At 71.6% G+C, this 23489-nt stretch carries 22 protein-coding genes; 1 reads left to right on the top strand and 21 read right to left on the bottom strand.

Features of this window, described 5'->3' with window-relative positions; translation table 11 throughout:
• Positions 1–2 precede the first annotated feature (2 nt).
• The 21 genes from DZA62_RS30600 to DZA62_RS30495 form a co-directional block, all read right to left on the bottom strand.
• Positions 3–1049, bottom strand: coding sequence for a phosphatase PAP2 family protein (locus DZA62_RS30600; protein ID WP_116952757.1), 1047 nt, complete (start codon positions 1047–1049; stop codon positions 3–5).
• On the bottom strand, positions 1042–2316 hold the full coding sequence (gene murA / locus DZA62_RS30595; protein ID WP_116952756.1) for a UDP-N-acetylglucosamine 1-carboxyvinyltransferase: 1275 nt from the start codon (positions 2314–2316) through the stop codon (positions 1042–1044). The genes DZA62_RS30600 and murA overlap by 8 nt, the downstream gene beginning before the upstream one ends.
• A gap of 48 nt (positions 2317–2364) precedes the next feature.
• Positions 2365–2805 carry a DUF2550 domain-containing protein gene (locus DZA62_RS30590; protein WP_198664373.1) on the bottom strand — a complete coding sequence of 147 codons (441 nt, stop codon included), beginning with the start codon at positions 2803–2805 and terminating at the stop codon, positions 2365–2367.
• 39 nt (positions 2806–2844) lie between these two features.
• Positions 2845–3216 (bottom strand): F0F1 ATP synthase subunit epsilon, encoded by a 372-nt coding sequence (locus DZA62_RS30585; RefSeq protein WP_116952755.1) that lies wholly within the window; start codon positions 3214–3216, stop codon positions 2845–2847.
• Between the two features lie 84 nt (positions 3217–3300).
• Positions 3301–4752, bottom strand: coding sequence for a F0F1 ATP synthase subunit beta (gene atpD / locus DZA62_RS30580; protein ID WP_116952754.1), 1452 nt, complete (start codon positions 4750–4752; stop codon positions 3301–3303).
• 6 nt (positions 4753–4758) lie between these two features.
• A complete protein-coding gene (locus tag DZA62_RS30575; protein ID WP_116952753.1) occupies positions 4759–5742 on the bottom strand; it encodes a F0F1 ATP synthase subunit gamma in 984 nt (327 codons plus the stop codon).
• Positions 5743–5791: 49 nt separating this feature from the next.
• Positions 5792–7471, bottom strand: a complete 1680-nt coding sequence (gene atpA, locus DZA62_RS30570) for a F0F1 ATP synthase subunit alpha (RefSeq protein ID WP_116952752.1) — start codon at positions 7469–7471, stop codon at positions 5792–5794.
• Between the two features lie 54 nt (positions 7472–7525).
• Complete coding sequence (locus DZA62_RS30565) at positions 7526–8338, bottom strand: F0F1 ATP synthase subunit delta (protein ID WP_116952751.1); 813 nt, start codon at positions 8336–8338, stop codon at positions 7526–7528.
• A gap of 2 nt (positions 8339–8340) precedes the next feature.
• Positions 8341–8913 carry a F0F1 ATP synthase subunit B gene (locus DZA62_RS30560; RefSeq protein WP_198664388.1) on the bottom strand — a complete coding sequence of 191 codons (573 nt, stop codon included), beginning with the start codon at positions 8911–8913 and terminating at the stop codon, positions 8341–8343.
• A gap of 14 nt (positions 8914–8927) precedes the next feature.
• Positions 8928–9131: an ATP synthase F0 subunit C gene (gene atpE / locus DZA62_RS30555; RefSeq protein WP_116952749.1), complete on the bottom strand. Its 204-nt coding sequence runs from the start codon at positions 9129–9131 to the stop codon at positions 8928–8930.
• 26 nt (positions 9132–9157) lie between these two features.
• The gene (gene atpB / locus DZA62_RS30550; protein WP_116952748.1) at positions 9158–9943 is read right to left on the bottom strand and encodes a F0F1 ATP synthase subunit A; all 786 of its coding nucleotides are present in this window, start codon (positions 9941–9943) and stop codon (positions 9158–9160) included.
• Between the two features lie 347 nt (positions 9944–10290).
• Complete coding sequence (locus tag DZA62_RS30540) at positions 10291–10740, bottom strand: hypothetical protein (protein ID WP_157988008.1); 450 nt, start codon at positions 10738–10740, stop codon at positions 10291–10293.
• A gap of 40 nt (positions 10741–10780) precedes the next feature.
• Positions 10781–11896 (bottom strand): glycosyltransferase family 4 protein, encoded by a 1116-nt coding sequence (locus DZA62_RS30535; protein WP_116952745.1) that lies wholly within the window; start codon positions 11894–11896, stop codon positions 10781–10783.
• A gap of 14 nt (positions 11897–11910) precedes the next feature.
• Positions 11911–12558 carry an L-threonylcarbamoyladenylate synthase gene (locus tag DZA62_RS30530; RefSeq protein WP_116952744.1) on the bottom strand — a complete coding sequence of 216 codons (648 nt, stop codon included), beginning with the start codon at positions 12556–12558 and terminating at the stop codon, positions 11911–11913.
• A 7-nt stretch (positions 12559–12565) separates the two neighbouring features.
• Complete coding sequence (prmC, locus tag DZA62_RS30525; RefSeq protein WP_116952743.1) at positions 12566–13435, bottom strand: peptide chain release factor N(5)-glutamine methyltransferase; 870 nt, start codon at positions 13433–13435, stop codon at positions 12566–12568.
• Complete coding sequence (gene prfA / locus DZA62_RS30520; RefSeq protein WP_116952742.1) at positions 13432–14526, bottom strand: peptide chain release factor 1; 1095 nt, start codon at positions 14524–14526, stop codon at positions 13432–13434. Before prfA ends, prmC begins: the two co-directional genes overlap by 4 nt.
• 85 nt (positions 14527–14611) lie before the next feature.
• Positions 14612–14833 (bottom strand): 50S ribosomal protein L31, encoded by a 222-nt coding sequence (gene rpmE, locus DZA62_RS30515; protein ID WP_092623147.1) that lies wholly within the window; start codon positions 14831–14833, stop codon positions 14612–14614.
• 291 nt (positions 14834–15124) lie between these two features.
• Positions 15125–17233, bottom strand: a complete 2109-nt coding sequence (rho, locus tag DZA62_RS30510; RefSeq protein ID WP_232827650.1) for a transcription termination factor Rho — start codon at positions 17231–17233, stop codon at positions 15125–15127.
• Positions 17234–17492: 259 nt separating this feature from the next.
• On the bottom strand, positions 17493–18395 hold the full coding sequence (gene thrB / locus DZA62_RS30505) for a homoserine kinase (RefSeq protein WP_116952741.1): 903 nt from the start codon (positions 18393–18395) through the stop codon (positions 17493–17495).
• Complete coding sequence (gene thrC / locus DZA62_RS30500; RefSeq protein WP_116952829.1) at positions 18392–19486, bottom strand: threonine synthase; 1095 nt, start codon at positions 19484–19486, stop codon at positions 18392–18394. Before thrC ends, thrB begins: the two co-directional genes overlap by 4 nt.
• A 5-nt stretch (positions 19487–19491) precedes the next feature.
• Positions 19492–20784, bottom strand: a complete 1293-nt coding sequence (locus DZA62_RS30495; RefSeq protein ID WP_198664372.1) for a homoserine dehydrogenase — start codon at positions 20782–20784, stop codon at positions 19492–19494.
• Positions 20785–20934: 150 nt separating this feature from the next.
• On the opposite strand from DZA62_RS30495, the gene DZA62_RS30490 reads away from it, so the two are divergent.
• Positions 20935–23259: an ATP-binding cassette domain-containing protein gene (locus tag DZA62_RS30490; RefSeq protein WP_198664371.1), complete on the top strand. Its 2325-nt coding sequence runs from the start codon at positions 20935–20937 to the stop codon at positions 23257–23259.
• The last annotated feature ends 230 nt before the right edge of the window (positions 23260–23489 follow it).

Raw genomic sequence — 23489 nt, 5'->3', positions numbered from 1 at the left:
GGTCACTGCCTTCCCGCTCGCTCGTTCGGTTCCTTGGCGACGCTCGGATCGGTCCGCAAGGCCGGCTCGACCGGCGCGGGCGTGCCGGCCGACAGCGGGGTGACCTCGGGCGGGCGTCGCCGCCCCCGCCAGCGCTCCCAGAGGTGCGCGACGAGCATGACGGCGGCGACGTAGAGCCAGCCGAGCACGACGTCGACCACGTAGTGCTCGCCGCCGTAGACCAGGGTGAACGCCATGGCCAGCGGGTAGGCCACGACGGGCACCTTCAGCCACCAGCGCTTGGCCAGCGGCCACAGCGTGACGGCGACCAGCATGGCGAACCCGGCGTGCAGCGACGGCAGCGCGGCCACCTCGTTCGCGCCGCCCTGGGCGTCGGAGAGCCAGGCCTGGGCGCTGCGCAGCCCCAGCTCGTTCCAGCCGCGGCCGACCAGCCGGTAGACGGGCTCGGCGATGTCGCCGGTGCGGGCCGACGCGTACCACGGCGGCGCGGCCGGGACCAGCACGTACGTCAGCAGGCCCGCGTAGGTGAGCAGCAGCACCCGCCGGATGTAGGACACCCACAGCGGCCGCGACCACATGTAGAAGGCGGCGGCCAGCACCCACGGCACGACGAAGTGGCTGAAGTAGATGACCGCGGCGCCGACGTCCCACCAGCGCACCGTCGACTCGAACAGGTGCTCCTGCAGCCACACCGTCGGGATGGTGCCGCCGAACAGCCAGGTCTCGACGTCGACGACCTGGCCGACCCGCAGCGGCATGCCCAGGGTGTCGGCGATGCCGCGGGTGTGGTCGTAGATGATCAACGCGGCCAGCAGCGGCAGCCAGTCGAGCAGCGTGCGCACGTGCTCGCGCCACGGCCGCCCGATCTTGACGGCGATCATCCCGGCGATGATCCAGCCGGTCTGCCCGACGCGGTCCATCGGGATGCCCTCGAGGGCGCAGTAGACGAGCAGCGCGACCAGGTAGACGGCCAGGCAGATGCGGCCTGGAGTCAGCCGGTCGCGCAACCGGTCGATCGGACCGGCCGAGACCTCCGTCTCGTCAGTCATCGAAGTGGTCCGGATCGGGTTCGCGGACCACGTCGGCGCCCAGTGACTGCAGCTGCCCGACGAGGTCGGGGTAGCCGCGGTCGATGTGGTGGACCGCGGACACCAGTGTCTCGCCCTCGGCCAGCAGGCCGGCCAGCACGAGGCCGGCGCCGGCCCGGATGTCGGTGGCCACCACCGGGGCGCCGGACAGCCCGGGCCGGCCGCGGACGACGGCGTGGTGGCCGTCGATGCGGACCTCGGCGCCGAGACGGACCAGCTCGTTGACGAACATGAACCGAGCCTCGTACACGTTCTCGGTGATCATCGCGGTGCCCTCGGCCACCGCGTCGAGCGCGACGATCATCGGCTGCAGGTCGGTGGGGAAGCCCGGGTACGGGAGTGTGACGACGTCGATGGCACGCGGCCGCCCGGACATCGCCACCCGCAGCCCGGCCGGACCGGACTCGACGGTGGCGCCGGCGGCGGCCAGCTTGTCGAGGACGATCTCGAGGTGCTCTCCGCGGCCGTTGCGGATGGTGATGTCGCCGCGGGTCATCACCGCCGCGACGCCCCACGTACCGGTGACGATGCGGTCGGGGATGGTGGTGTGCTCGGTCGGGTTCATGGAGTCGACGCCCTCGACCCGCAGCGTCGATGTGCCGGCGCCGTCGATCTTCGCGCCCATGTCGCCGAGCATGCGGCAGATGTCGACGATCTCGGGCTCGCGGGCGACGTTGTCGATGACCGTGGTGCCCTTGGCCAGGACGGCGGCCATGAGGACGTTCTCGGTGGCGCCGACGCTGGGGAAGTCGAGCCAGATGTTGGTGCCGTGCAGCCCCTTCGGCGCCCGGGCCACCACGAAGCCGTGCTCGATCTCGACCTGCGCGCCCAGCTTCTCCAGCCCGGCCATATGCATGTCGAGGCCGCGCGAGCCGATGGCGTCGCCGCCGGGCAGCGCCACGTTCGCCGCGCCGCACCGCGCCACCAGCGGGCCCAGCACGCAGATGGACGCGCGCAGCCGGCGCACCAGGTGGTACGGCGCCTCGTGGTCGATCTTCGCGGGCATGTCGATGGCGACGGTGCCGCCCTCGCGGTGGACGTCGGCGCCGAGCTGACGCAGCAGCTCACCCATGTAGTCGACATCGGTGATGGCGGGGACGTCGCGCAGCACCGTGCGCCCCTCGGCCAGCAGCGCCGCTGCCATCAGCTTCAGGGCGCTGTTCTTGGCGCCGCTGACCCGGACCTCACCCCGCAGGGAGCTCCCCCCGGTGACCCGAAATCTCTCCACTCCCGCTGAACCTTTCGCCGTTCCGATGAACGGTACGCCCCGAAGGGGTCAACCGACGAACTGGCCCCCGGGCGGCGCCGCCTCCAACCAGGTGACGAACGCCGTGGCCGCGGCCTCGGTCATCGACACCTCGACGGTCGCGCCGTTGGACCTGCAGACCATGACGACGTGACCGGCGGGCAGCTCGTAGCTCTCCTCCGCGTCGGGCTCGCGGCGGCTGTCGACGACCAGCTCGTTGCGCCGGAACGTCCGCTTGGGCCACGAGGTGAAGCTGAAGGTGCGAAACCACTCCAGGGTGTCCTCGCGGTAGCGCCCGATGCCGAACGCCCACCCGCCGGACCAGCCGTCGTGGCTGTCGCCGCGCACGCACAGGTCGAAGCCGCCGTCACGCTGCAGGATGCCCCGGCGGACGTACAGCGCGAGGAGGACCAGCACAGCGGCGAGCGCGAGCGCACCCAGCACCAGCAGGGTCCACGACACCAGCGCCACCGATCACCTCCCCCGAGCGTGATACCGATGCTCTCAGATCTACCGGCTCGCCGCGACGTCGAGCCTCGCCTGCGCCCACCGGCCCACGCCGTCGCCGTCCTCGCCCAGCTCTGCCAACTCGGCCTGAGCAGCGGCGACGTCGATCTCGTCGGCCAGCTCGGCCTGCTCGGCCAGAATCGCGATCTGGTTCTCGGACACCGACAGGAACCCGCCGGACACCGCCACCACGACCGCCTCACCGCCGGTCGAGCGCACCGTCACCGGGCCGGCCACCAGCAGTCCGAGCACCGGCTCGTGACCGGGCATGATGCCGATCTCGCCCTCGGGCGTACGTGCGATGACGATGGAGGCCGCGCCGGACCACACCTTGCGGTCGGCGGCCACCACCTCGACGTTCAGATCTTCGGCCACGATCTTTCCCTTTCTCCCCGTGACCGGCAGGGAGCCGCCTCCCGAGGAGGACGACTCCCTGCCGGTCACCGTGGAATGTCAGCCTCAGGAGGCGAGCTCGCGCGCCTTCTTCTCGGCGTCCTCGATGTTGCCGACGTAGCTGAACGCCTGCTCGGGCAGGTGGTCGTACTCGCCCTTGGTGATGGCGTCGAACGACTCCAGCGACTCCGACAGCGGGACGAACACACCCGGCTGGCCGGTGAACGACTCGGCCACGAACATGTTCTGCGACAGGAACCGCTGCAGCCGGCGGGCCCGGTTGACCGTGACGCGGTCTTCCTCGGTCAGCTCGTCCACACCGAGGATGGCGATGATGTCCTGCAGCTCCTTGTACTTCTGCAGGATCTCCTTCACCCGGGTGGCGATGCGGTAGTGGTCCTCGCCGAGGTACGCGGCGTCGAGGATCCGGCTGGAGGAGTCCAGCGGGTCGACGGCCGGGTAGATGCCCAGCTGCGAGATGGGCCGCGAGAGCACCGTCCGGGCGTCGAGGTGCGCGAACGCGGTGTGCGGCGCCGGGTCGGTGATGTCGTCGGCCGGGACGTAGATGGCCTGCATCGACGTGATGGAGTGACCACGCGTCGAGGTGATGCGCTCCTGCAGCTCGCCCATCTCGTCGGCCAGCGTCGGCTGGTACCCGACGGCCGAGGGCATGCGGCCCAGCAGCGTGGAGACCTCGGAGCCGGCCTGCGTGAACCGGAAGATGTTGTCGATGAACAGCAGCACGTCCTGCTTCTGGACGTCGCGGAAGTACTCGGCCATGGTCAGCGCCGACAGCGCGACCCGCATGCGGGTGCCCGGCGGCTCGTCCATCTGGCCGAACACCAGCGCGGTGTCCTTGAGGACGTTGGCCTCGCCCATCTCGACCCAGAGGTCGTTGCCCTCGCGGGTGCGCTCGCCGACACCGGCGAACACCGAGGTGCCACCGAAGTTCCGCGCGACACGGGTGATCATCTCCTGGATGAGCACCGTCTTGCCGACACCGGCGCCACCGAACAGGCCGATCTTCCCGCCCTGGATGTACGGGCTCAGGAGGTCGAGCACCTTGATGCCGGTCTCCAGCATCGTCGTGCTGCCCTCGAGGTCGGCGAACGGCGGCGGGTCGCGGTGGATCTCCCAGCGCTCGCTGACCTCGATCTTCGACTCGTCGACGTCGAGCGGCTTGCCGAGAGCGTTGAACACGTGACCCTTGACGCCGTCGCCGACCGGCACCGCGATGCCCTGGCCGGTGTCGCGGACGACCGCACCGCGGATGAGGCCGTCGGTCGGCTGCATCGAGATGGCCTTCACCAGGCCGTCGCCGATGTGCTGCTCGACCTCGAGCGTCAGCGTGCGGTCGCCGCCGGCCTCGTCGGCCAGCTTCACGTCGACCTCGAGCGCGTTGTAGATGCCGGGCATGTGGCCGCCGCCGAACTCGACGTCGACGACAGGTCCGATGACCCGGACCACCCGGCCTGTAGCAGCAGTGGTCTCTGCTGGGGTTTCGATGGTGGCAGTCATGAGGTCCTACTCGCTCCCTGCGGACGCCAGCGCGTCCGCGCCGCCGACGATCTCGCTGATTTCCTGGGTGATCTCGGCCTGGCGAGCCGAGTTGGACTGGCGGGTGAGCGTCTCCTGCAGCTCACCGGCGTTGTCCGTGGCGTTCTTCATGGCCCGGCGCCGGGCCGCCCACTCCGACGCGGCGGCGTCGAGCAGCGCGGTGTAGACGAGGTTGCCGGCGTACTGCGGGAGCAGCGCGTCGAGCACCTCGTCGGCCGACGGCTCGAACTCGTAGAGCGGCAGCACGTCGGTGCGTGCGGGCCGTCCGTTGGAGGAGCCGGCGGAGCCGCTCGGGCCGCCGTCGTCGGTCCGCACCGCGCCGGCCTCGGCGTGGTGCAGCTCCTCCGGCACGTCCTCGACCATGATCGGGAAGAGCCGGCGGGCCCGGACCTGCTGCGTGACCATGTTGCGGAAGTGCGTCGAGACGATGTGGATCTCGTCGACGCCGCCCTCTTCGGTCGGGGTGTTGATGGCCTCGAGGAGGTCGTCGGCGATGCGCCGCGCGTCGGCGTAGGACGGCCGGCCGGTGAAGCCCACGTACTGCCCGCCGAGCTCGCGCCCGCGGAACGTGAACCAGCTGACGCCCTTGCGGCCGACGACGTACGGCACGACCTCCTGGCCCTGCTCGCGCAGCAGGCCGGCCAGCGCCTCGCTCTGCCGGATGACGTTGGCGGAGTAGGCGCCGGCGAAGCCGCCGTCGCTGCTGACGACGAGGATCGCCGACCGGCGCGGCTGTTCGACGCCCTCGAGCAGCGGGTTGTCCAGCCGGGCCCGTTCGGCCGCGGCCTCCATGGCCCGCACCAGCGCCTGGCTGTACGGCCGCGCGGCCTCGGCGTACTGCTGGGCCCGCGCGATCCGCGAGGTCGCGATGAGCTCCTGGGCGCGGGTGATCTTCTTGATCGACTCGACGGAGCGGATGCGCTGCCGCAGCTCACGAATTTGAGCTCCCATTACGCGTGCGACCTCCCTTCAGGGCCTCGGTACGACATGACGGTCACGCTCACTCGCCCGCGTCGGGACGAGCGGCCTCCTGGATGTCCTGCGCGTCGCGTGTGCGCCGCCGCAGCACCGTCAGGTCCTCCTCGCCCTCGCCCAGGGACTCGACCGGCTCGTCCTTGATCAGCGGCTGGCCCGAGACGGTGACGTACGTCTGCTTGAAGGCGTCGACCGCCTGCTCGAGCGTCGCGATGTCGTCGTCGGACAGCTTGCCGCTGGACTCGATGTTCTCGAGCACCGCGCTCTGCTCGCGCACGACGGTGTCGAGGAACTCGCCCTCGAACCGGCGGATGTCCTCGACCGGGACGTCGTCGAGCTTGCCGGTGGTGCCCGACCAGATCGAGACGACCTCACGGCCGACCGACAGCGGCGCCGACTGCGGCTGCTTGAGCAGCTCCGTGAGCCGCTCGCCGCGGTTCAGCTGCGCCTTGCTGGTGGGGTCCAGGTCGGACGCGAACGCCGCGAACGCCTTGAGCTCGTTGTACTGCGCGAGGTCGAGGCGCAGCGTGCCGGCGACCGACTTCATCGCCTTGATCTGCGCGTCGCCACCGACGCGGGAGACCGAGATACCGACGTTGATGGCCGGGCGGACACCCGAGTGGAACAGGTCCGACTCGAGGAAGCACTGGCCGTCGGTGATCGAGATGACGTTGGTCGGGATGAACGCCGACACGTCGTTGGCCTTGGTCTCGATGATCGGCAGGCCGGTCATCGAGCCGCCGCCGAGGTCGTCGGACAGCTTCGCGCAGCGCTCGAGCAGCCGCGAGTGCAGGTAGAAGACGTCGCCGGGGTACGCCTCGCGGCCCGGCGGGCGGCGCAGCAGCAGCGACACCGCGCGGTAGGCCTCGGCCTGCTTCGACAGGTCGTCGAAGACGATGAGGACGTGGTAGCCCTGGTACATCCAGTGCTGGCCGATGGCCGAGCCGGTGTACGGCGACAGGTACTTGAAGCCCGCGGCGTCGGACGCCGGCGAGGCCACGATGGTGGTGTACTCGAGCGCACCGGCCTCTTCCAGCTGCTGCCGGATGCCCGCGATGGTCGAGCCCTTCTGACCGGTCGCGACGTAGATGCAGCGGACCTGCTTCTTCTTGTCGCCGCTCTTCCAGTTGTCGAGCTGGTTCAGGATGGTGTCGACGGCGACCGTGGTCTTGCCGGTCTGCCGGTCACCGATGATCAGCTGCCGCTGGCCCCGGCCGATCGGGGTCATGGAGTCGATGGCCTTGATGCCGGTCTGCAGCGGCTCGGCGACCTTCTGCCGCTGGACGACGGTCGGCGCCTGCAGCTCCAGCGCGCGGCGGGTCTCGGCCTTGATCTCGCCGAGCCCGTCGAGCGGGGCACCCAGGGGGTCGACCACACGGCCGAGGAAGGCGTCGCCGACCGGGACCGACAGCACCTCGCCGGTGCGGCGGACCGTCTGGCCCTCCTCGATGCCGGCGTAGTCGCCGAGCACGACGACACCGATCTCGCGCACGTCCAGGTTCAGCGCCAGCCCGAGGGTCCCGTCCTCGAACTCCAGCAGCTCGTTGGCCATGGCCGACGGCAGGCCCTCGACCCGGGCGATGCCGTCACCGGCGATGACGACGTGGCCGACCTCTTCGCGGACGGCGGCCGCCGGCTGGTAGGACTCGACGAAGGCGTCGAGCGCCTCGCGAATCTCCTCGGGACGGATAGTCAGCTCCGCCATCGTTGCTCCTGCTCTCTCGCTTCGAACGGTGGTCTCAAGTCTGGGGGGTGCCGGTCAGCTCACCACGAGCTGGCGGCGGGCGGCGTCGAGGCGGCTGGTGACGGTGCCGTCGACGACCTCGTCGCCGAGCTCGACCCGGATGCCGCCGACGACGTCAGGCTCGACGACGACGTTCAGCAGGACCGGGCCGCCGACGCGGACCGCCAGCGCTCGTTCCAGCCGTTCGCGGTGTTCGACGGCAAGCGGTGCGGCGACGTGGACCACGGCCACCCGGCGCTGGCGCAGCCGGGCGGCGAAGTCGGCGACGCGAGCCAGCTCCGCTTCCAGGCTACGCGCCCGGCGGTCCAGGACCGCGTGCTCGATGAGCGCGACGGTCTCGGGTGCCGCCTTGTCGCGCAGCAGCGTCCGCACGAGGTCCACCCGCGCGTCGGCGGGAGCGGCGCGATCGATCAGCGCCGAGCGCAGGTCGCGGTTGTCGCGCACGACCAGCCCGAAGCGGAAGATCTCCTCCTCGACGGCGTCGAGGCGGCCGCCCGACCGGGCGGCCAGCAGGACCGCCTGGAGGCCGAACTCCTCGACCGCGGAGGTGAGGTCGCCCGGGTTCGCCCAGCGCTCCCGCGCGGCCGCGGCGAGGACGTCCGTCGCGGCCGGCTCGATGCGGTCGCCGACCAGGCGGCGCACGAGCGCCTCGCGGTCGTCGGGCGTCCGGCCGGTGTCGGTGAGCGCACGGCGCACCGACGGACGGGAGTCGAGCAGGTTCGCGAACGCGAACAGGGCGTCGCCGACCGCCGACGCGCGGTCGGCGGCCTGGTCGACGATGCTCTCGAACCGCAGCCGCAGCTCGCCGCCCTGGGTGTGTTCAGGCATGCTCACGCATCCCCACTGGCCGGCGTCGCGGCGTCGGAGGCCTGGGCGGTCTCGAGGTCGGTCAGGAACCGCTCGACGACGCGGCGGGACCGGTCGTCGTCCTGCAGCGACTCGCCGACCACCTTGCCGGCCAGCGTGGTCGCCAGCGTGCCGACCTCGCCGCGCAGTTCACGCAGCACCTGCTCGCGCTCGGCCTGCAGCTGTGCCTCGGCCCGCGCGGCAACCCGCTTGGCCTCGGTCTCGGCGTCCTCGCGAGCCTGCGCGATGATGGCCGCGCCCTGCTGCTTGGCGTCCTCGCGGATGCGAGCCGCCTCGCTACGGGCGTCGGCCAGCTGAGCGCGGTACTCCTCGAGCAGGTGCTGAGCCTCGGCCTGCGCCTCCTCGGCCTTCTTGGCGCCGCCCTGGATGGCGGCGGCGCGCTCCGCGTAGGTCTTCTCGAAGATCGGGTAGACCTTCGCGCGGAGGAAGAAGAACAGCAGAGCGAAGGCGACCAGACCGACGATCAGCTCGGACGTATGCGGCAGCAGCGGGCTCGGCCCGTCCTCCGCGGCGAGGACCGAGGCGCTCGATGCGATCGAGATCGTCATGACTAGAGGGCGAAGGCGAGGCCGATGGCGATGATGAACAGCGCCTCAGCGAGAGCGAAGCCGAGGATCGCGATGCCCTGCAGCACGCTGCGAGCCTCCGGCTGACGGGCCACGCCGTTGATGTAGGCGGCAAAGATCAGGCCGATACCGACGCCCGGGCCGATGGCCGCGAGGCCGAGACCGACCATGTTGAGCGAGCCGTCCATCTTTCTTCCTTTCCTTTAGGTGAAGCTCAGTGCTCGTGGGAGAGAGCGCCGCCGATGTAAATGGCGGAGAGCAGAACGAAAACGTACGCCTGCAGAATCTGGACGAAACCCTCGAAGAACGTGAGGACGATGCTGAACAGAATGGAGACGCTGCCCGCGGCGATGCCTGCCACGCCCTGGTATTCGAAGAGCAGGTACTCACCGCCGAGGATGGTCAGCAACAGGACCAGGTGGCCGGCGAACATGTTGAACGTGAGACGAAGAGTGAGCGTCACCGGCCGCACGAGGAAGGTCGAGAAGAATTCCAGCGGTGCCAGCAGCGGGTAGATCGCCTTCGGAACTCCGGGCGGGAACATCATGTTCTTGAAGTAGCCGCCGAAGCCCTGGCGCTTGATGCCCACGTAGTTGTAGATGATCCACGAGATCACCGCGAGGAACAGCGGGATAGCGATCTTCGAGGTCGCCGGCAGCTGGAGCACCGGGATGATGCCGGAGAGGTTCAGCACCGCGAGGAACGAGAAGACGGTCACGAGATAGGGCACGTACTTGATGCCCTCGCGACCGATCGTGTCGCGGGCGACGCCGTCGCGGATGAACCCGTAAACGGCCTCACCAGCGAACTGCAACTTCCCCGGAACAAGCGTGCTGCGTCGTGCGGCGAAGTAGAAGAAAGCGCCGACGGCGATCGTGCCGAGCACGACGATCAACATCGGCTTCGTGAAGAACGTGCCCTCGCCGAAGAGCGGCGGGAAATCGAAGTCGGCCGGCCCGGGACTGTGGAATCCCGACTCGGCCACGATCCGAGTGCTCACGTGGTCCTTTCTTCAGCGCGCTCGCGGACGCGCCCGTCTGGGAAGGGCCAGGTCAGGGCTTACCGTATCTGACCCATACGAGGTACAGAGCGGCACCCATCCCTACCAAGAGCCCCAGTACGAGGAACGCGCGGCTGTTGAGCCACTCGGAGACGAGCCAGCCGACGCCACCCCATACTGCTACTCCGGACACGACCAGTGCGAAGGCATCCCACGCACCGTTCTGATCCGTCTGACGCACGTCATCAGGATCGTCCGGACTCATGGCGCCTCGAATACTACTGGGTGCCCTTGCCGGTAACGAAATCGGGTCCCACTAAGGGCGCGGAGGCATGTCGAGACGAAGGTCATTTCGGTGTGCCGGTCCGTACCGCGGGCTGTGCACCGCGGGCGTTCTCGCGGAACATCGTCACCGCGTAGGTGAGGGTGTAGACCAGCGCGCAGACCATCAGCGACAGCCCGAGCGCGCGCTCGTCGATGCTGTCGATGCTGGTCAGGACGCCGAGACCGATGAAGACCAACGCCAGCCGCAGGCTGTAGGTGACGATCAGCACGCCGGCGCCGGCCAGCCCGCTGGGCGGCAGGTGCCGAGCCAGCAGCACGGGCAGCGCACCGCTGGCGAAGAACGCGATGACCAGCACCGCGGCGATGACGGCGGACCACAGGGCGGCGCCGCCGGAGACCAGCGCGGCCGTGACGGCACAGGCGGCGCCGGCAGCCGCGGTGAGCAGCAACGCCGGCCGGGCGGCTGCGGCCGGGCTACGGCGGCGCGGCGGCGGGGAAGGGGATTCGCTCATGGCGGCATCAGCCTACCTGGCCGTCCCGAGGTGCCATTTCTCACACGGTCGACGGCTGTCCACGGCGGAACAAGCGGCGCGGATGGCCCGTGGTGAAGGCGATCATCACAACCACGGCGAGCGCCAGCAGCACGTAGGTGGTCCAGCCGCCCACCAGCGCGATGACCACCAGGCCGCCGGAGACCAGCGCCGCCCACACCCACATGATCGCGACCGCGCGCCACTGCGAGTGGCCGATCTCCAGCAACCGGTGGTGCAGGTGCATCTTGTCCGGCGCGAACGGCGACTTGCCGGCCCGGGTGCGGCGCACGACGGCCAGCATCATGTCGAGGAACGGCAGCAGGATGACCGCCAGGGGCAGCACCAGCGGCAGCAGCGTGAGCAGGAAGCTGGAGGTGTCGACGTCCTGGCTGGGCAGCCGGCCGGTCAGGCTGATCGAGCCGGCCGCGAGCAGCAGCCCGATCAACATGGCGCCGGAGTCGCCCATGAAGATCTTCGCCGGGTGCGCGTTGTGCGGCAGCAGCCCGGCGCAGATGCCCACGACGACCACGGACACCAGCGCCGACGTCGTCATGTACGAGGTGTTGTTGTTCTCGACAGACAGCAGGTAGGCGTAGGAGAAGAAGGCCGCGGCGCCGATGCCGACCACACCCGCGGCCAGGCCGTCGAGGCCGTCGACGAAGTTCACCGCGTTGGTGGCGCCGACCACCAGCACGACGGTCATGATGGCGCCCTGGGTTTGGTCGAGCACGAACGTGCCGCCGGGTAGCGGCAGGTAGAGCAGCTGCACGCCCAGCGCGACCAGCAGGCCGGCCGCGACCACCTGACCGGCGAACTTGGCCAGCGCGGACAGGTCCCAGATGTCGTCGGCGACGCCGATGAGGCAGATGACGACCGCGGCGAGGATCAGTGCCCACGCGTCGCTGGACTCCGTGAACACGTTGCGCATGCGCGGCAGGTAGCTGGCCACGAGCATCGCGACCAGCATGCCGACCAGCATCGCGATGCCGCCCAGCCGCGGCACCGGCTCGCGGTGGACGTCGCGGTCGCGGGTCGGCGGCACCGCGCCGACCCAGTACGCGAACCGTCCGGCGAGCCCCACCACCAGGTACGTGACCGAAGCCGCGATGAAGAAGGTCAGTAGATACTCGCGCACCGGGCGACCGTCTCCTAGCTTTCCGGGCCCTGCAGCTCGGGAACGACGGACTGCAGCTCGGTCAGGCCGAGCGCGCCCTGCCGCAGCACCCGCGGAAGATCGCCGGAGACGTCGACGATGGTCGACGGCGTGTCGCTCTCGGTGTCGCCGGCCTCGAGGTAGACCGCGACGGAGTCGCCGAGCTGGTCGCGGGCGTCGCGCGCGGACCGCGCCGGCGGCTGCCCGGTGGCGTTGGCACTGCTGACGGCCAGCGGGCCGGTCGTCTTCAGCACCTCGACGGCCACCTCGTGGTCGGGCATGCGCACCGCGACGGTGCCGCCGGTGTCGCCGAGGTCCCAGCGCACCGACGGCTGCTGGCGGCAGATGAGCGTCAGCCCGCCGGGCCAGAACGCTTCGACCAGCGCGTCGATGGTCTTGTCGGTGACCGCGACGCCGCCCAGCGTGGCCGGTGAGCCGACCAGCACCGGCACCGGCATGTCGCGGCCACGGCCCTTGGCCTGCAGCAACGCCGCGACGGCCTCGGGCGTGAACGCGTCGGCGCCGACGCCGTAGACGGTGTCGGTGGGCAACACGATGAGCTTGCCGTTGCGGATGGCGCGGGCCGCGGCGGCGATGCCGCGCTGCCGCTTGGTCTCGTCGGAGCAGTCGTACAGCGGTCTCACGCAGACATCATCCCGCACGACGCGCGGTGACGTACCGCGGGCGGCCCGCGAGATCCAGATGGTCCGCGACCTCGGCCCAGGAGCCGTGCCGACGGAACACCTCGGGAGCCGCCCCGCCCTGCACGTCGGCGTGCTCGGCCACCAGCAGGCCGCCGGGGCGCAGCAGCCGGGCGCCGACCTCGGCCAGCACCCGCATGGCGTCGAGGCCGTCGGCGCCGGACCACAGCGCGGCCGGCGGGTCGTACTCGGCCACCTCGGGGTCGCGGATGGTGGCGTCGGCCGGGATGTACGGCGGGTTCGCGGCCACGACGTCGACCTGCCCCAGCAGCATCGACAGGCTGCGCTCGGCGACCAGCGCGACGTCGTCGCGGTGCACGATGACGGAGTTGCCGGCGGCGTTGCGGCGCAACCAGGCGACGGCGTCGTCCTCGCGCTCGACGGCGTGCACCATGACCGGGCGCACCTCGGTGGCGACGGAGACGGCGATGGCGCCGGAACCGGAGAACAGGTCGACGACGACCGGCACCCGGCCCGCTTCGACCACCGCCCGGGCCTCGTCGATGGCCGTGCCGGCGGTCAGCTCGGTCTCCGGCCGCGGGATGAACACCCCGGGCCCGACCTGCAGTGTCAGGTGCCGGAAGGGCGCGAGGCCGGTGAGGTGCTGCAGCGGCTCACGGCCGGCGCGGCGGCGGACCAGCTCCTCGAACCGGGGCGCGAAGGAGTCGTCGGGGTCGGGCTGCGACAGCAGCGTCGCGCGCTCGACGCCGAGGACGTGCGCGGCCAGCGCCTCGGCGTCGTGCCGCGGCGACGGCACCTCGGCCGCGGTCAGCACTCCGGTGGCGACGCGGAGCTGCTCGAGCAGCGGCGCCGCGCTCATGCGCCGTCACCGCCCTCGGCGGTGGCCGCCAGCGCCGCCTCGGCGTCGGCGTCGACCAGCGACTGCACGACCGGGCCGAGGTCGCCGTCGAGCACGGCGTCGAGGTTGTACGCCTTGTAGCCGGTGCGGTGGTCGGAGATGCGGTTCTCGGGGTAGTTGTAGGTGCGCACCCGCTCGGAGCGGTCGACGGTGCGCACCTGGCTGCGCCGCGCGTCGGACGCCTCGCGCTCGGCCTCCTCCTGCGCCGCCGCCAGCAGCCGGGCGCGCAGGATGCGCATCGCCTGCTCCTTGTTCTGCAGCTGGCTCTTCTCGTTCTGGCAGGAGACCACGATGCCGGTGGGCAGGTGCGTGATGCGCACCGCGGAGTCGGTGGTGTTGACGCTCTGCCCGCCGGGGCCGGAGGACCGGAACACGTCGATGCGCAGGTCGTTGGGATCGATGACACCCTCAGCATCGTCTTCGATGGCCTCGGGCAGCACCAGGACGCCGGCCGCCGACGTGTGGATGCGACCCTGGCTCTCGGTGACCGGGACCCGCTGGACGCGGTGCACGCCACCCTCGTACTTGAGCCGAGCGAACGGCGCCGTGCCGGGCTCGGCGGAGCCGCGGGCCTTCACCGCCACGGAGACGTCCTTGTAGCCGCCGAGGTCGGACTCCTCGGCGTCGAGCACCTGGGTGCTCCAGCCGGCCCGCTCGGCGAAGCGCAGGTACATGCGCAGCAGATCGCCGGCGAACAGCGCCGACTCGGCGCCACCCTCGCCCGCCTTGATCTCCATGATCGCGTCGCGGTCGTCGTTGGGGTCGCGCGGCAGCAGCAGCATGCGCAGCCGTTCGGCGAGGCCGTCCTGCCGGGTCGCCAGCTCGGCCGCCTCGGCGGCGAAGGCGGAATCGTCGGCGGCCAGCTCCAGTGCGGCGGCGCGGTCGTCGCCGGCCTGCCGCCAGCCGGCGTACGCCTCGACGATGGCCGACAGCTCGGCGTAGCGCCGGTTCAGCCGCTTGGCCAGCGCGGGGTCGGAATGCACCGACGGGTCGGCCAGACGCTGCTCGAGCTCGGCGTGCTCGGACACCAGCGCCTCGACACCTTCGAACACGGGTGGGCTCCTTCCGAGGACGCGACGTGGGCACAAAGGGGGCGGGGCGTGCGAGGAGAACCTCGCACGCCCCGCCCACGGAGAACTACTTGGCGTCGGCCTTCTTCTTGCCGTACCGCGACTCGAAGCGCGCGACCCGGCCACCGGTGTCGAGGATCTTCTGCTTGCCCGTGTAGAACGGGTGGCAGGCGGAGCAGACGTCGGCGTGGATGACGCCGTTGGCGGCCGTGCTCCGGGTGGTGAACGTGTTGCCACAGGTGCAGGTGACCGTGGTCTCCACGTAAGCCGGGTGGATGTCGGACTTCATGCTGTGTACTCCTGGCGTGTCGAGGGCCGCCGGGTCGGCACGACGGGGCGTCGCATCGTGAACCGGAGCCAGCAGATCAGTATTCCAGGCCGCGACGCCGCAGCCAAATGGGAGCACCGCACTCGCGTGAGGAACCAGATGACGGCCGGATCGGCGCCGGGTGTGGTCTTGCGGCGCGTGAGGTGTACCGGTGGCGGGTGACGTCACCGTCGTGTCCGACCGGCGACCCGGGGCCGGACGCGACGGCGCCCCGACCGCTCGGTGAGCGATCAGGGCACCGTGGGACCAGCGTCAGTCGGCGTCCTTGGAGCCGTTGCCGCCGGCGGCCGGCGTCGTCTTCTGGACCGTGAGCATGAACTCGGCGTTGCTCTTGGTCTTCTTGAGACGGTCGAGCAGCAGCTCGATGGCCTGCTGCGGGTCGAGCGCCGACAGCACGCGGCGCAGCTGCCACATGATGGCCAGCTCCTCGCGGGAGACCAGGATCTCCTCGCGCCGGGTGCTGGACGCGTCGACGTCGATGGCCGGGAACAGCCGCTTGTCGGCGAGGTCGCGGCGCAGCCGCAGCTCCATGTTGCCGGTGCCCTTGAACTCCTCGAAGATGACCTCGTCCATCTTGGACCCGGTCTCCACCAGCGCGGTGGCGAGGATGGTCAGCGAGCCGCCGTTCTCGATGTTGCGCGCGGCGCCGAAGAACCGCTTCGGCGGGTACAGCGCGCTGGAGTCGACACCACCGGACAGGATGCGGCCGCTGGCCGGCGCGGCCAGGTTGTAGGCCCGGCCCAGGCGGGTGATGCCGTCGAGCAGGATGACGACGTCGTGGCCCAGCTCGACCAGCCGCTTGGCCCGCTCGATGGCGAGCTCGGCGACCATCGTGTGGTCGACCGGCGGGCGGTCGAACGTCGACGCGATGACCTCGCCCTTGACGGTGCGCTGGAAGTCGGTGACCTCCTCGGGCCGTTCGTCGACCAGCACGACCATGAGGTGCGTCTCGGGGTTGTTCTGCGTGATGGCGTGTGCCAGCGCCTGCATGATCAGCGTCTTGCCGGCCTTCGGCGGCGACACGATGAGACCACGCTGGCCCTTGCCGATGGGCGCGATGAGGTCGATGATGCGCGTCGCCATGTTCGTCGCGTCGGTCTCGAGGCGCAGGCGGTCCTGCGGGTACAGCGGGGTCAGCCGCGAGAACTCCGGACGCTGCTTGGCCGCCTCGGGGTCGGCGCCGTTGATGGTGTCGACCCGGACCAGCGCGTTGAACTTCTGCTGCTTCTCGCCCTCGCGCGGCTGCCGGACGGCGCCGGTGACGGCGTCGCCCTTGCGCAGGCCGTAGCGGCGGACCATGGCCAGCGACACGTACACGTCATTGGGGCCGGGCAGGTAGCCCGACGTGCGGACGAACGCGTAGTTGTCGAGGATGTCGAGGATGCCGGCGACCGGGATGAGGACGTCGTCCTCGGAGACGGTCGGCTCCTCGATGCGCTCGCGGCCGCCGCCACCCCGGCGATCGCGGTCGCGGTCGTTGCGGTCGCGGTCGTTGCGGTCGTTGCGGTCGCGGTTGCTGCCGCGGCGGTCGCGCCTGCGGCGGCGGCGACCGCGGTCGTCGTCATCGTCCTGGGCGTCGTCGCGGCCGCCACCCTGACGGGCGCCGTCGGCGTCCTGACGGTTGGCGTCCTGACGGTTGGCGTCCTGACGGTTGGCGTCCTGACGGTTGGCGTCCTGACGGTTGGTGTCCTGGCGGTTGTCGCGGTCGCGCTGACGGCCGCCGTCGCGATCGCCCTGGCGGTCGTTCTGACGGTCGCCGTCGCGGCCGCCCTGGCGGTTGCGGCGGTTGTCCTGCCGCTCGGAGCGGCGCTCGGCCGCCTCGTCGTCGGTGGCCGGAGCCTCCGCGGGCGGGGCCTCCGCGGCCGGAGCCTCGTCGGCCGGGGCCTTCGCGGCCGGAGCCTCGTCGGCCGGGGCCTTCGCGGCCGGGGCCTCGGCGGCCGGTGCTTCCGCGGCGGGGGTGTCCGCGACGACCACGACCTCGTCGGGACGGTTCTCCGCGGCGGCCTGCGGCCGCTCGGCGCGGCGGCGGGTACGGCCGCGGGCGGGCGCCGCGTCGGCGGCGGGGGTGTCGGTGACGGCCGGGGCGGCGGACGCCGCGGACTCGACCGGAAGGGTGTCGGCAGCGGCCGGCGCCGAGCCGCCGGACTGAGCCGCCTTGATGGCCTCGACCAGCTCGCCCTTGCGCATGCGGCCGGTGCCCTTCAGCCCGAGGCCGGCGGCGAGCTGCTGGAGCTCAGCCAGAACCATGCCCTCGAGGCCGGCAGCGCGGCGGCGCGCGGGGCGCTTCGCCGCGGTGGCGTCGGCAGACGACGCCTGAACGTCCGGCGTCCCAGTGACGCCGGGGATCTCGGTATTAGTCACTCAGGGTCCTTCCCTGGACCGGCATCGGTTCAGACAAGCCGATGCATCGAACACCTCGGGTGGCTCCCGAGGAAAGGCACGACGCGAACTGATGGGCCACCCTTCCGCGAGACTCGCGTGAACGACCCCGGGGAGTTGGGCGAAGACCATGGCCATCGGCGACGAACGTCACCACCATGGGGAAACCGACCAGCAGAACGTCGGTGCACAGCGAGAGTAGCACGCCATAGGCCGTTTGACCCACCCACGTCCGCACCGCTCACGCCGTGGCGTACTCCACAACGACACCCCGCGTGTCCACTTGCAACGGACGCACGTCCCACCCTTCGGCGAGCTCCCGGACAGGGCCGGCGACGTCGCCGGTCGCGAGCACCAGCACCGTCGGGCCGGCACCGGACACGACGGCCGCCAGCCCCTGCGCCCGCAACGACGTGACCAGCTCGAACGACGCCGGCATGGCGGGTTCACGGTAGTGCTGGTGCAGGCGGTCCGCGGTGGCGTCGAGCAGCAGGTCCGGCCGCCGGCCCAGGGCGTGCACGAGCAGCGCGGCACGGCCGGCGTTGGCGGCCGCGTCGGCGTGCGGGACGGTGTCGGGCAGCAGGCCGCGCGCCTTCTCCGTCGACACCTCGAAGGACGGGACGCAGACGACCGGCGCGACGTCGGGGTGAACGTCGACGCGCGTGGCACGGGCGGCGCCGGCGTCGTCGCGCCACGCCACCGTCAGACCGCCGAAGAGACAGGCGGCGACGTTGTCCGGGTGGCCCTCGATGCGGTCGGCTGCCGCGAGCGCGTCGTCGTGCGTCGTCAGGCCGGTCAGCGCGCGGGCGGCGACGACACCCGCGACGATGGCGGCCGCCGACGAACCCAACCCGCGGCCGTGCGGCAGCGCGTTGCGGCAGTGCAGCCGCAGCGCCGACGGCTGTTCGCCGAGCTCGGCGAACGCGGCGCGCAGCGACCTGACCACCAGGTGCCGCTCGTCCAGCGGCACCGACCCCGCGCCCTCGCCGTCGACGCTCACCTCGACCGGAGCCGCCGCCCCGCCGAACTCCGCCGTCACGTCGACCTCGTCGTACAGCGACAGCGCGAGGCCGAGCGCGTCGAACCCTGGACCGAGGTTGGCGCTGGTGGCCGGGGTACGGACGCGGACGGAGGCCGTGCTCACGCCAGGCCCAGGGCCTTGGCGGCCGCGTCGGCCTGCGCCGGGACCACGTAGGGCCGGATCTCGCCGTAGTAGGCGCTGGCGGTGTCGACGTCCTTGAGGCCGTGTCCGGTGACGGTGACGACGATGCGCTGGCCGGCGTCGAGGCGCCCGGTGCGGCTGTAGTGCAGCAGCCCGGCCACGCCGGCCGCCGACGCGGGCTCGACGAACAGCCCCTCGCGGCCGGACAGCTCCTGCTGCGCGGCCAGGATCTGCTCGTCGGTGACGGCGTCGATGAGGCCCCCGGAGTCGTCGCGCGCGGCGATGGCGAGATCCCACGACGCGGGGTTGCCGATGCGGATGGCGCTGGCCACCGTCTCGGGCGCGGACACCGGGCCGCCGTGCACGAACGGCGCGGCGCCGGCGGCCTGGAAGCCCCACATGCGCGGGCGCCGCTTCGCCGGTCCTGGATTATCGGCGGCGTACGCCGTGTATTCCGAGTAGCCGAGCCAGTAGGCGGAGATGTTGCCGGCATTGCCGACCGGAAGGACATGCAGGTCAGGGGCGTCGCCGAGGTCGTCGACCACCTCGAACGCGGCAGTCTTCTGGCCGGCGAGGCGGTACGGGTTCACCGAGTTGACGAGCGCGACGGGGTACGTCTCGGCCAGTTCGCGGGCCAGCCGCAGGCAGTCGTCGAAATTGCCCTGCACCGACGCGATGACGCCACCGTGCACGACCGCCTGGGCCAGCTTCGGACCGGAGATCTTGCCGTCGGGCAGCAGCACGACCGGGCGCATGCCGGCGCGGACGGCGTAGGCGGCCGCCGACGCGCTGGTGTTGCCGGTGGACGCGCAGACGACGGCCTCGGCCCCCTCCTCGGCGGCCTTGGAGATGGCTACCGTCATGCCGCGGTCCTTGAACGAGCCGGTCGGGTTCACGCCCTCGACCTTGAGGTACACCTCGCAGGAGGTCTGCTCGGACAGCCACGGCGCCGGAACCAGCGGCGTGCCGCCCTCGCGCAGCGTCACCACCGGCGTGGCCGCGGTGACCGGCAGCCGGTCGCGGTACTCCTCGATCACTCCACGCCACAGCCGAGACTGAGTCACGACAGCCATGGTGGTCACTCGCCTTCTACCCGCATCACCGAAAGGACAGCACGAACGGTATCGAGTCGCGTCAGCCCTTCGACAGTCGCGGCCAGGGCGTCGTCGGTGGCCTGGTGGGTGACGACGACCAGTTCGGCGTCGTCGGGGCCCTCGGAACGCTGCCGGACGGTCTCGATGGACACATCGTGCTCGGCGAACACCGCGGCGACGGCCGCGAGCACGCCCGGGCGGTCGTCGACGTCGAGGCTGATGTGGTAGCGGGTGACGGTCTCGCCCATCGGGCGGACCTGGCGGTCGGCGTACCAGGAGCCGCGCGGTCCGACGGCGTCGCCGATGCGGTTGCGGGCGGCGGTGACGAGGTCGCCGAGGACGGCGCTCGCGGTGGGCACGCCACCGGCGCCGGGGCCGTAGAACATCAGCCGGCCGGCCGCCTCGGCCTCGACGAACACCGCGTTGTAGGCGCCGCGGACGCTGGCCAGCGGGTGGGTGCGCGGCAGCATCGCCGGGTGGACGCGCACGCCGACGCCCTGGCCGTCGGGCGACAGCTCGCAGATGGCCAGCAGCTTGACGACGGCGTTCATCGCCTTGGCCGACGCGACGTCGGCGGAGGTGACGTCGGCGATGCCCTCGCGGTGCACGTCGGCGGCGACCACCGGTGAGTGGAACGCGATGCCGGCGAGGATCGCGGCCTTCGCGGCGGCGTCGAAGCCCTCGATGTCGGCGGTGGGGTCGGCCTCGGCGTAGCCGAGCGACTGCGCCTCCTCCAGCGCCTCGGCGAAGCTGCTGCCCTCGCTGTCCATGCGGTCGAGGACATAGTTGGTGGTGCCGTTGACGATGCCTAGCACGCGCTTGATGCGGTCGCCGGCCAGCGACTCGCGCAGCGGCCGCAGCAGCGGGATGGCCCCGGCGACGGCGGCCTCGTAGTAGAGGTCGACGCCGTGCTTCTCGGCAGCGGTGTGCAGCGTGACGCCGTCCTCGGCGAGCAGCGCCTTGTTGGCCGTGACGACGGAGGCGCCGCGTTCCATGGCGGCCAGCAGCAGGCCGCGGGCCGGCTCGATGCCGCCGATGACCTCGACGACGAGGTCGACGTCGTCGCGCTCGGCGAGGGCGCGGGCGTCGGTGGTGAACAGGCCGGGGTCGACACCGGTGATGGAGCGGTCGCGGCCGACGCGGCGGACGGCGATGCCGGCGAGCTCCAGCCGGGCGCCGGCCCGGGCGGCGAGATCGTCGGCGTGCTCGTGCAGGAGACGGGCGACCTCCGTGCCCACCACACCGCATCCGAGCAGTGCCACGCGCAGGCTGGCCATCACTCCCCCTCCTTCGCCCCGGCAGTACGCACGAACACCAGTCTCCGGGAGGTCCGGACGATCTCGTGCCGTGCATCCATGATGCGAGACATCCGTCTCACCATACGCAGGTCCACCGGAAGTCCTGCGCCAGCCCGTATCATTCCGCGCGTGAGTGTGCTGCGGGTCACCGTCGGCGGGGTGGCTCAGCACTTCCCGCCGACCGCCGGTGAAGTACTGATCGGCCGGTCGGCCGCCTCGAACGTCGTCGTGTCCGAGTCCAGGGTGTCACGACGCCACCTGGTCGTGTCGTACGAAAGCGGCTGGGTCGTCCGCGACCAGCAGAGCTCCGGCGGCACCTGGCAGGGCGGTGTCCGGGTCGGCGAGGTGCCGGTCGACGGCGGCGTCGACCTCGCGCTGGGCGGGCCGTCCGGCCCGGTGGTGTCGCTGTCGGCGCCGCAGTCCGCGCCACCCCGGCCGCCGGGGACGATCCGGGTCGGCCGCGCGCCCGACAACGACATCGTCATCGACGACCTGCTCACCGCCAAGTACCACGCGCGGCTCACCCCGAACGACAGCGGCTGGTACCTCGAGGACCTCGACAAGCACCACCAGACGTTCGTCCGCGGCGCCGACGTCGAGACCGCGCACCTGCGCGAGGGCGACATCGTCACGTTCGGCAAGGTGCGCTTCGTCGTCACCGCCGCCGGAGTGCTGCCGGTGCCGGACTCACCGTCGAGCGGCGGGCTGGACGTCAGCGACGTCCACTTCGCGCTGCCCGACGGCAAGGTGCTGACGTCGGGCGTCTCGCTGGACGTCGCCGGGCCGCGGCTCGTCGCGCTGATCGGGCCGTCGGGGTCGGGGAAGTCGACGCTGCTGCGGCTGATCAGCGGTGAGCTGGAGCCGTCGCAGGGGTCGGTGCGCTACCAGGGCATCGACCCGCACGTCCAGCAGGAAGAGGTGCACGGCCGCATCGGCGTCGTGCCGCAGCACACCATCGCGCACGCGCAGCTGACCTCCCGCAAGGCGCTGCGGTACGCCGCCGAACTGCGGCTGTCGCAGGACGCCACGCCGGCCGAGCGGCGCCAGCGGGTCGACGACGTGCTGGGCGAGCTGTCGCTGTCCGACCACGCCGACATCCCGGTGCGCCGGATGTCCGGCGGCCAGCAACGCCGGCTGGCCATCGCGTTCGAGCTGCTCACCCGTCCGTCGCTGCTGGTCCTCGACGAGCCCACGGCCGGACTGGACCCCGCGCTGGTGCGGCAGATCATGACCGGGCTGCGCGAACTCGCCGACGGCGGCCGGCAGATCCTCGTCACCACGCACGACCTCGCCCACCTCGACCTGTGCGACGACGTCCTCATCATGCTGCCCGGAGGCCGGGTCGAGTACTTCGGCCCGCCCGGCGGCATCGAGGAGCACTTCGGCACCGACGACTGGGCCGACATCTTCGAGCGGCTCAACGCCGCGACACCGCCGCCCTCCCCGCCGCCGCCCGCGGGACCCGACCTGGGCGCGCGGCTGACCCGGCTGAACCCGCTGACCTGGCTGGACCGCCTCAGCGGCTTCGGCCGCCCGGACGCCGCCGACCCGTCCGCCGACGCGCGCCGCCTGCCCCGGCTGGGCGCGGCCGGCGGGACGCACGCCCCCGGGCAGGCGCCGGAGATCGTCGGCCCGCAGGCCATCGACCAGCGCCGCCGGCGACAGCAGGCCTGGGTGCTGATCCGGCGCCAGCTCCGGCTCATCCTGGCCGACCGCGGCTACGCCGGATTCCTGCTGGTGCTGCCGATGGTGCTCGCGCTGCTGACGTTCGCGATCCCGGACGAGACCGGGCTGGGCCGGCCGGTCGGCCCCGGCAGCACCGAGGCCATGCGGCTGCTGGTCGTCCTCGTCGTCGGCGCCGCATTCATGGGCATGGCCGCGACCGTCCGCGACCTCGTCGCCGAGCGGCGCATCTTCCGGCACGAACGGGCCGCCGGCCTGATGCCCGACGCCTACCTGGCGGCGAAGATCGTGGTGTTCTGCGGTGTCGTCGTGGTCCAGACGCTGATCCTCCTGCGTCTGGTCTTCTGGTTCCGGGCCGGGCCCGAGGACGGCGTGCTGTTCGGCACCGGCAAGGTCGAGGTCGGCATGGCGCTGGCCGCTACCGCCATCGTCTCCGCGCTGCTCGGACTGCTGATCTCGTCGCTCGTGGCGACGCCGGAGCAGACGATGCCCCCGCTGGTCGTGGCGATCATGGCGCAGCTGGTGCTGTGCGGCGGGCTGATCGAGGTGACCGGCCAGGCGGTGGTGTCGCAGCTCTCCTGGCTGGTGCCGTCGCGGTGGGGCTACGCCGCGACCGCCTCGACCGTCGACATCACCGAACTGGTCGGCAACGCCCCGGACGACGCCCTGTGGAGCCACAACCCGGCCGCCTGGCTGGGTGCGCTGCTGGCGCTGGCCGTGCTGGGGACGGCCTACGCCTGGCTGGCCCGCCGCCGGCTGCGGGCGACCTGACGGTTCGCCGGGCGGCTCGGTTCGCCGGGCCTCTCGGTTCGCCGGGCGGCTCGGTTCGCCGGGCCTACCCCGTTAGCTGGGCGGTTCGGTTGGCTGTCGCCTCGTGTGCCGGGGTCGTGCCGTTCGCCGTCCCCCTGCTGCCCATTTTCTCAGCCGCGCAACCGCGCCTCAAGCGGACCTGATTGGGCGCTTCGCGCCGACGACGACCGCTTGACCCACGGCCGCACGGT

The sequence above is a fragment of the Jiangella endophytica genome (genome assembly GCF_003427025.1).
Classification (GTDB): Bacteria; Actinomycetota; Actinomycetes; order Jiangellales; family Jiangellaceae; genus Jiangella; species Jiangella endophytica.
This window is presented reverse-complemented; position numbering and strand designations above follow the sequence as displayed.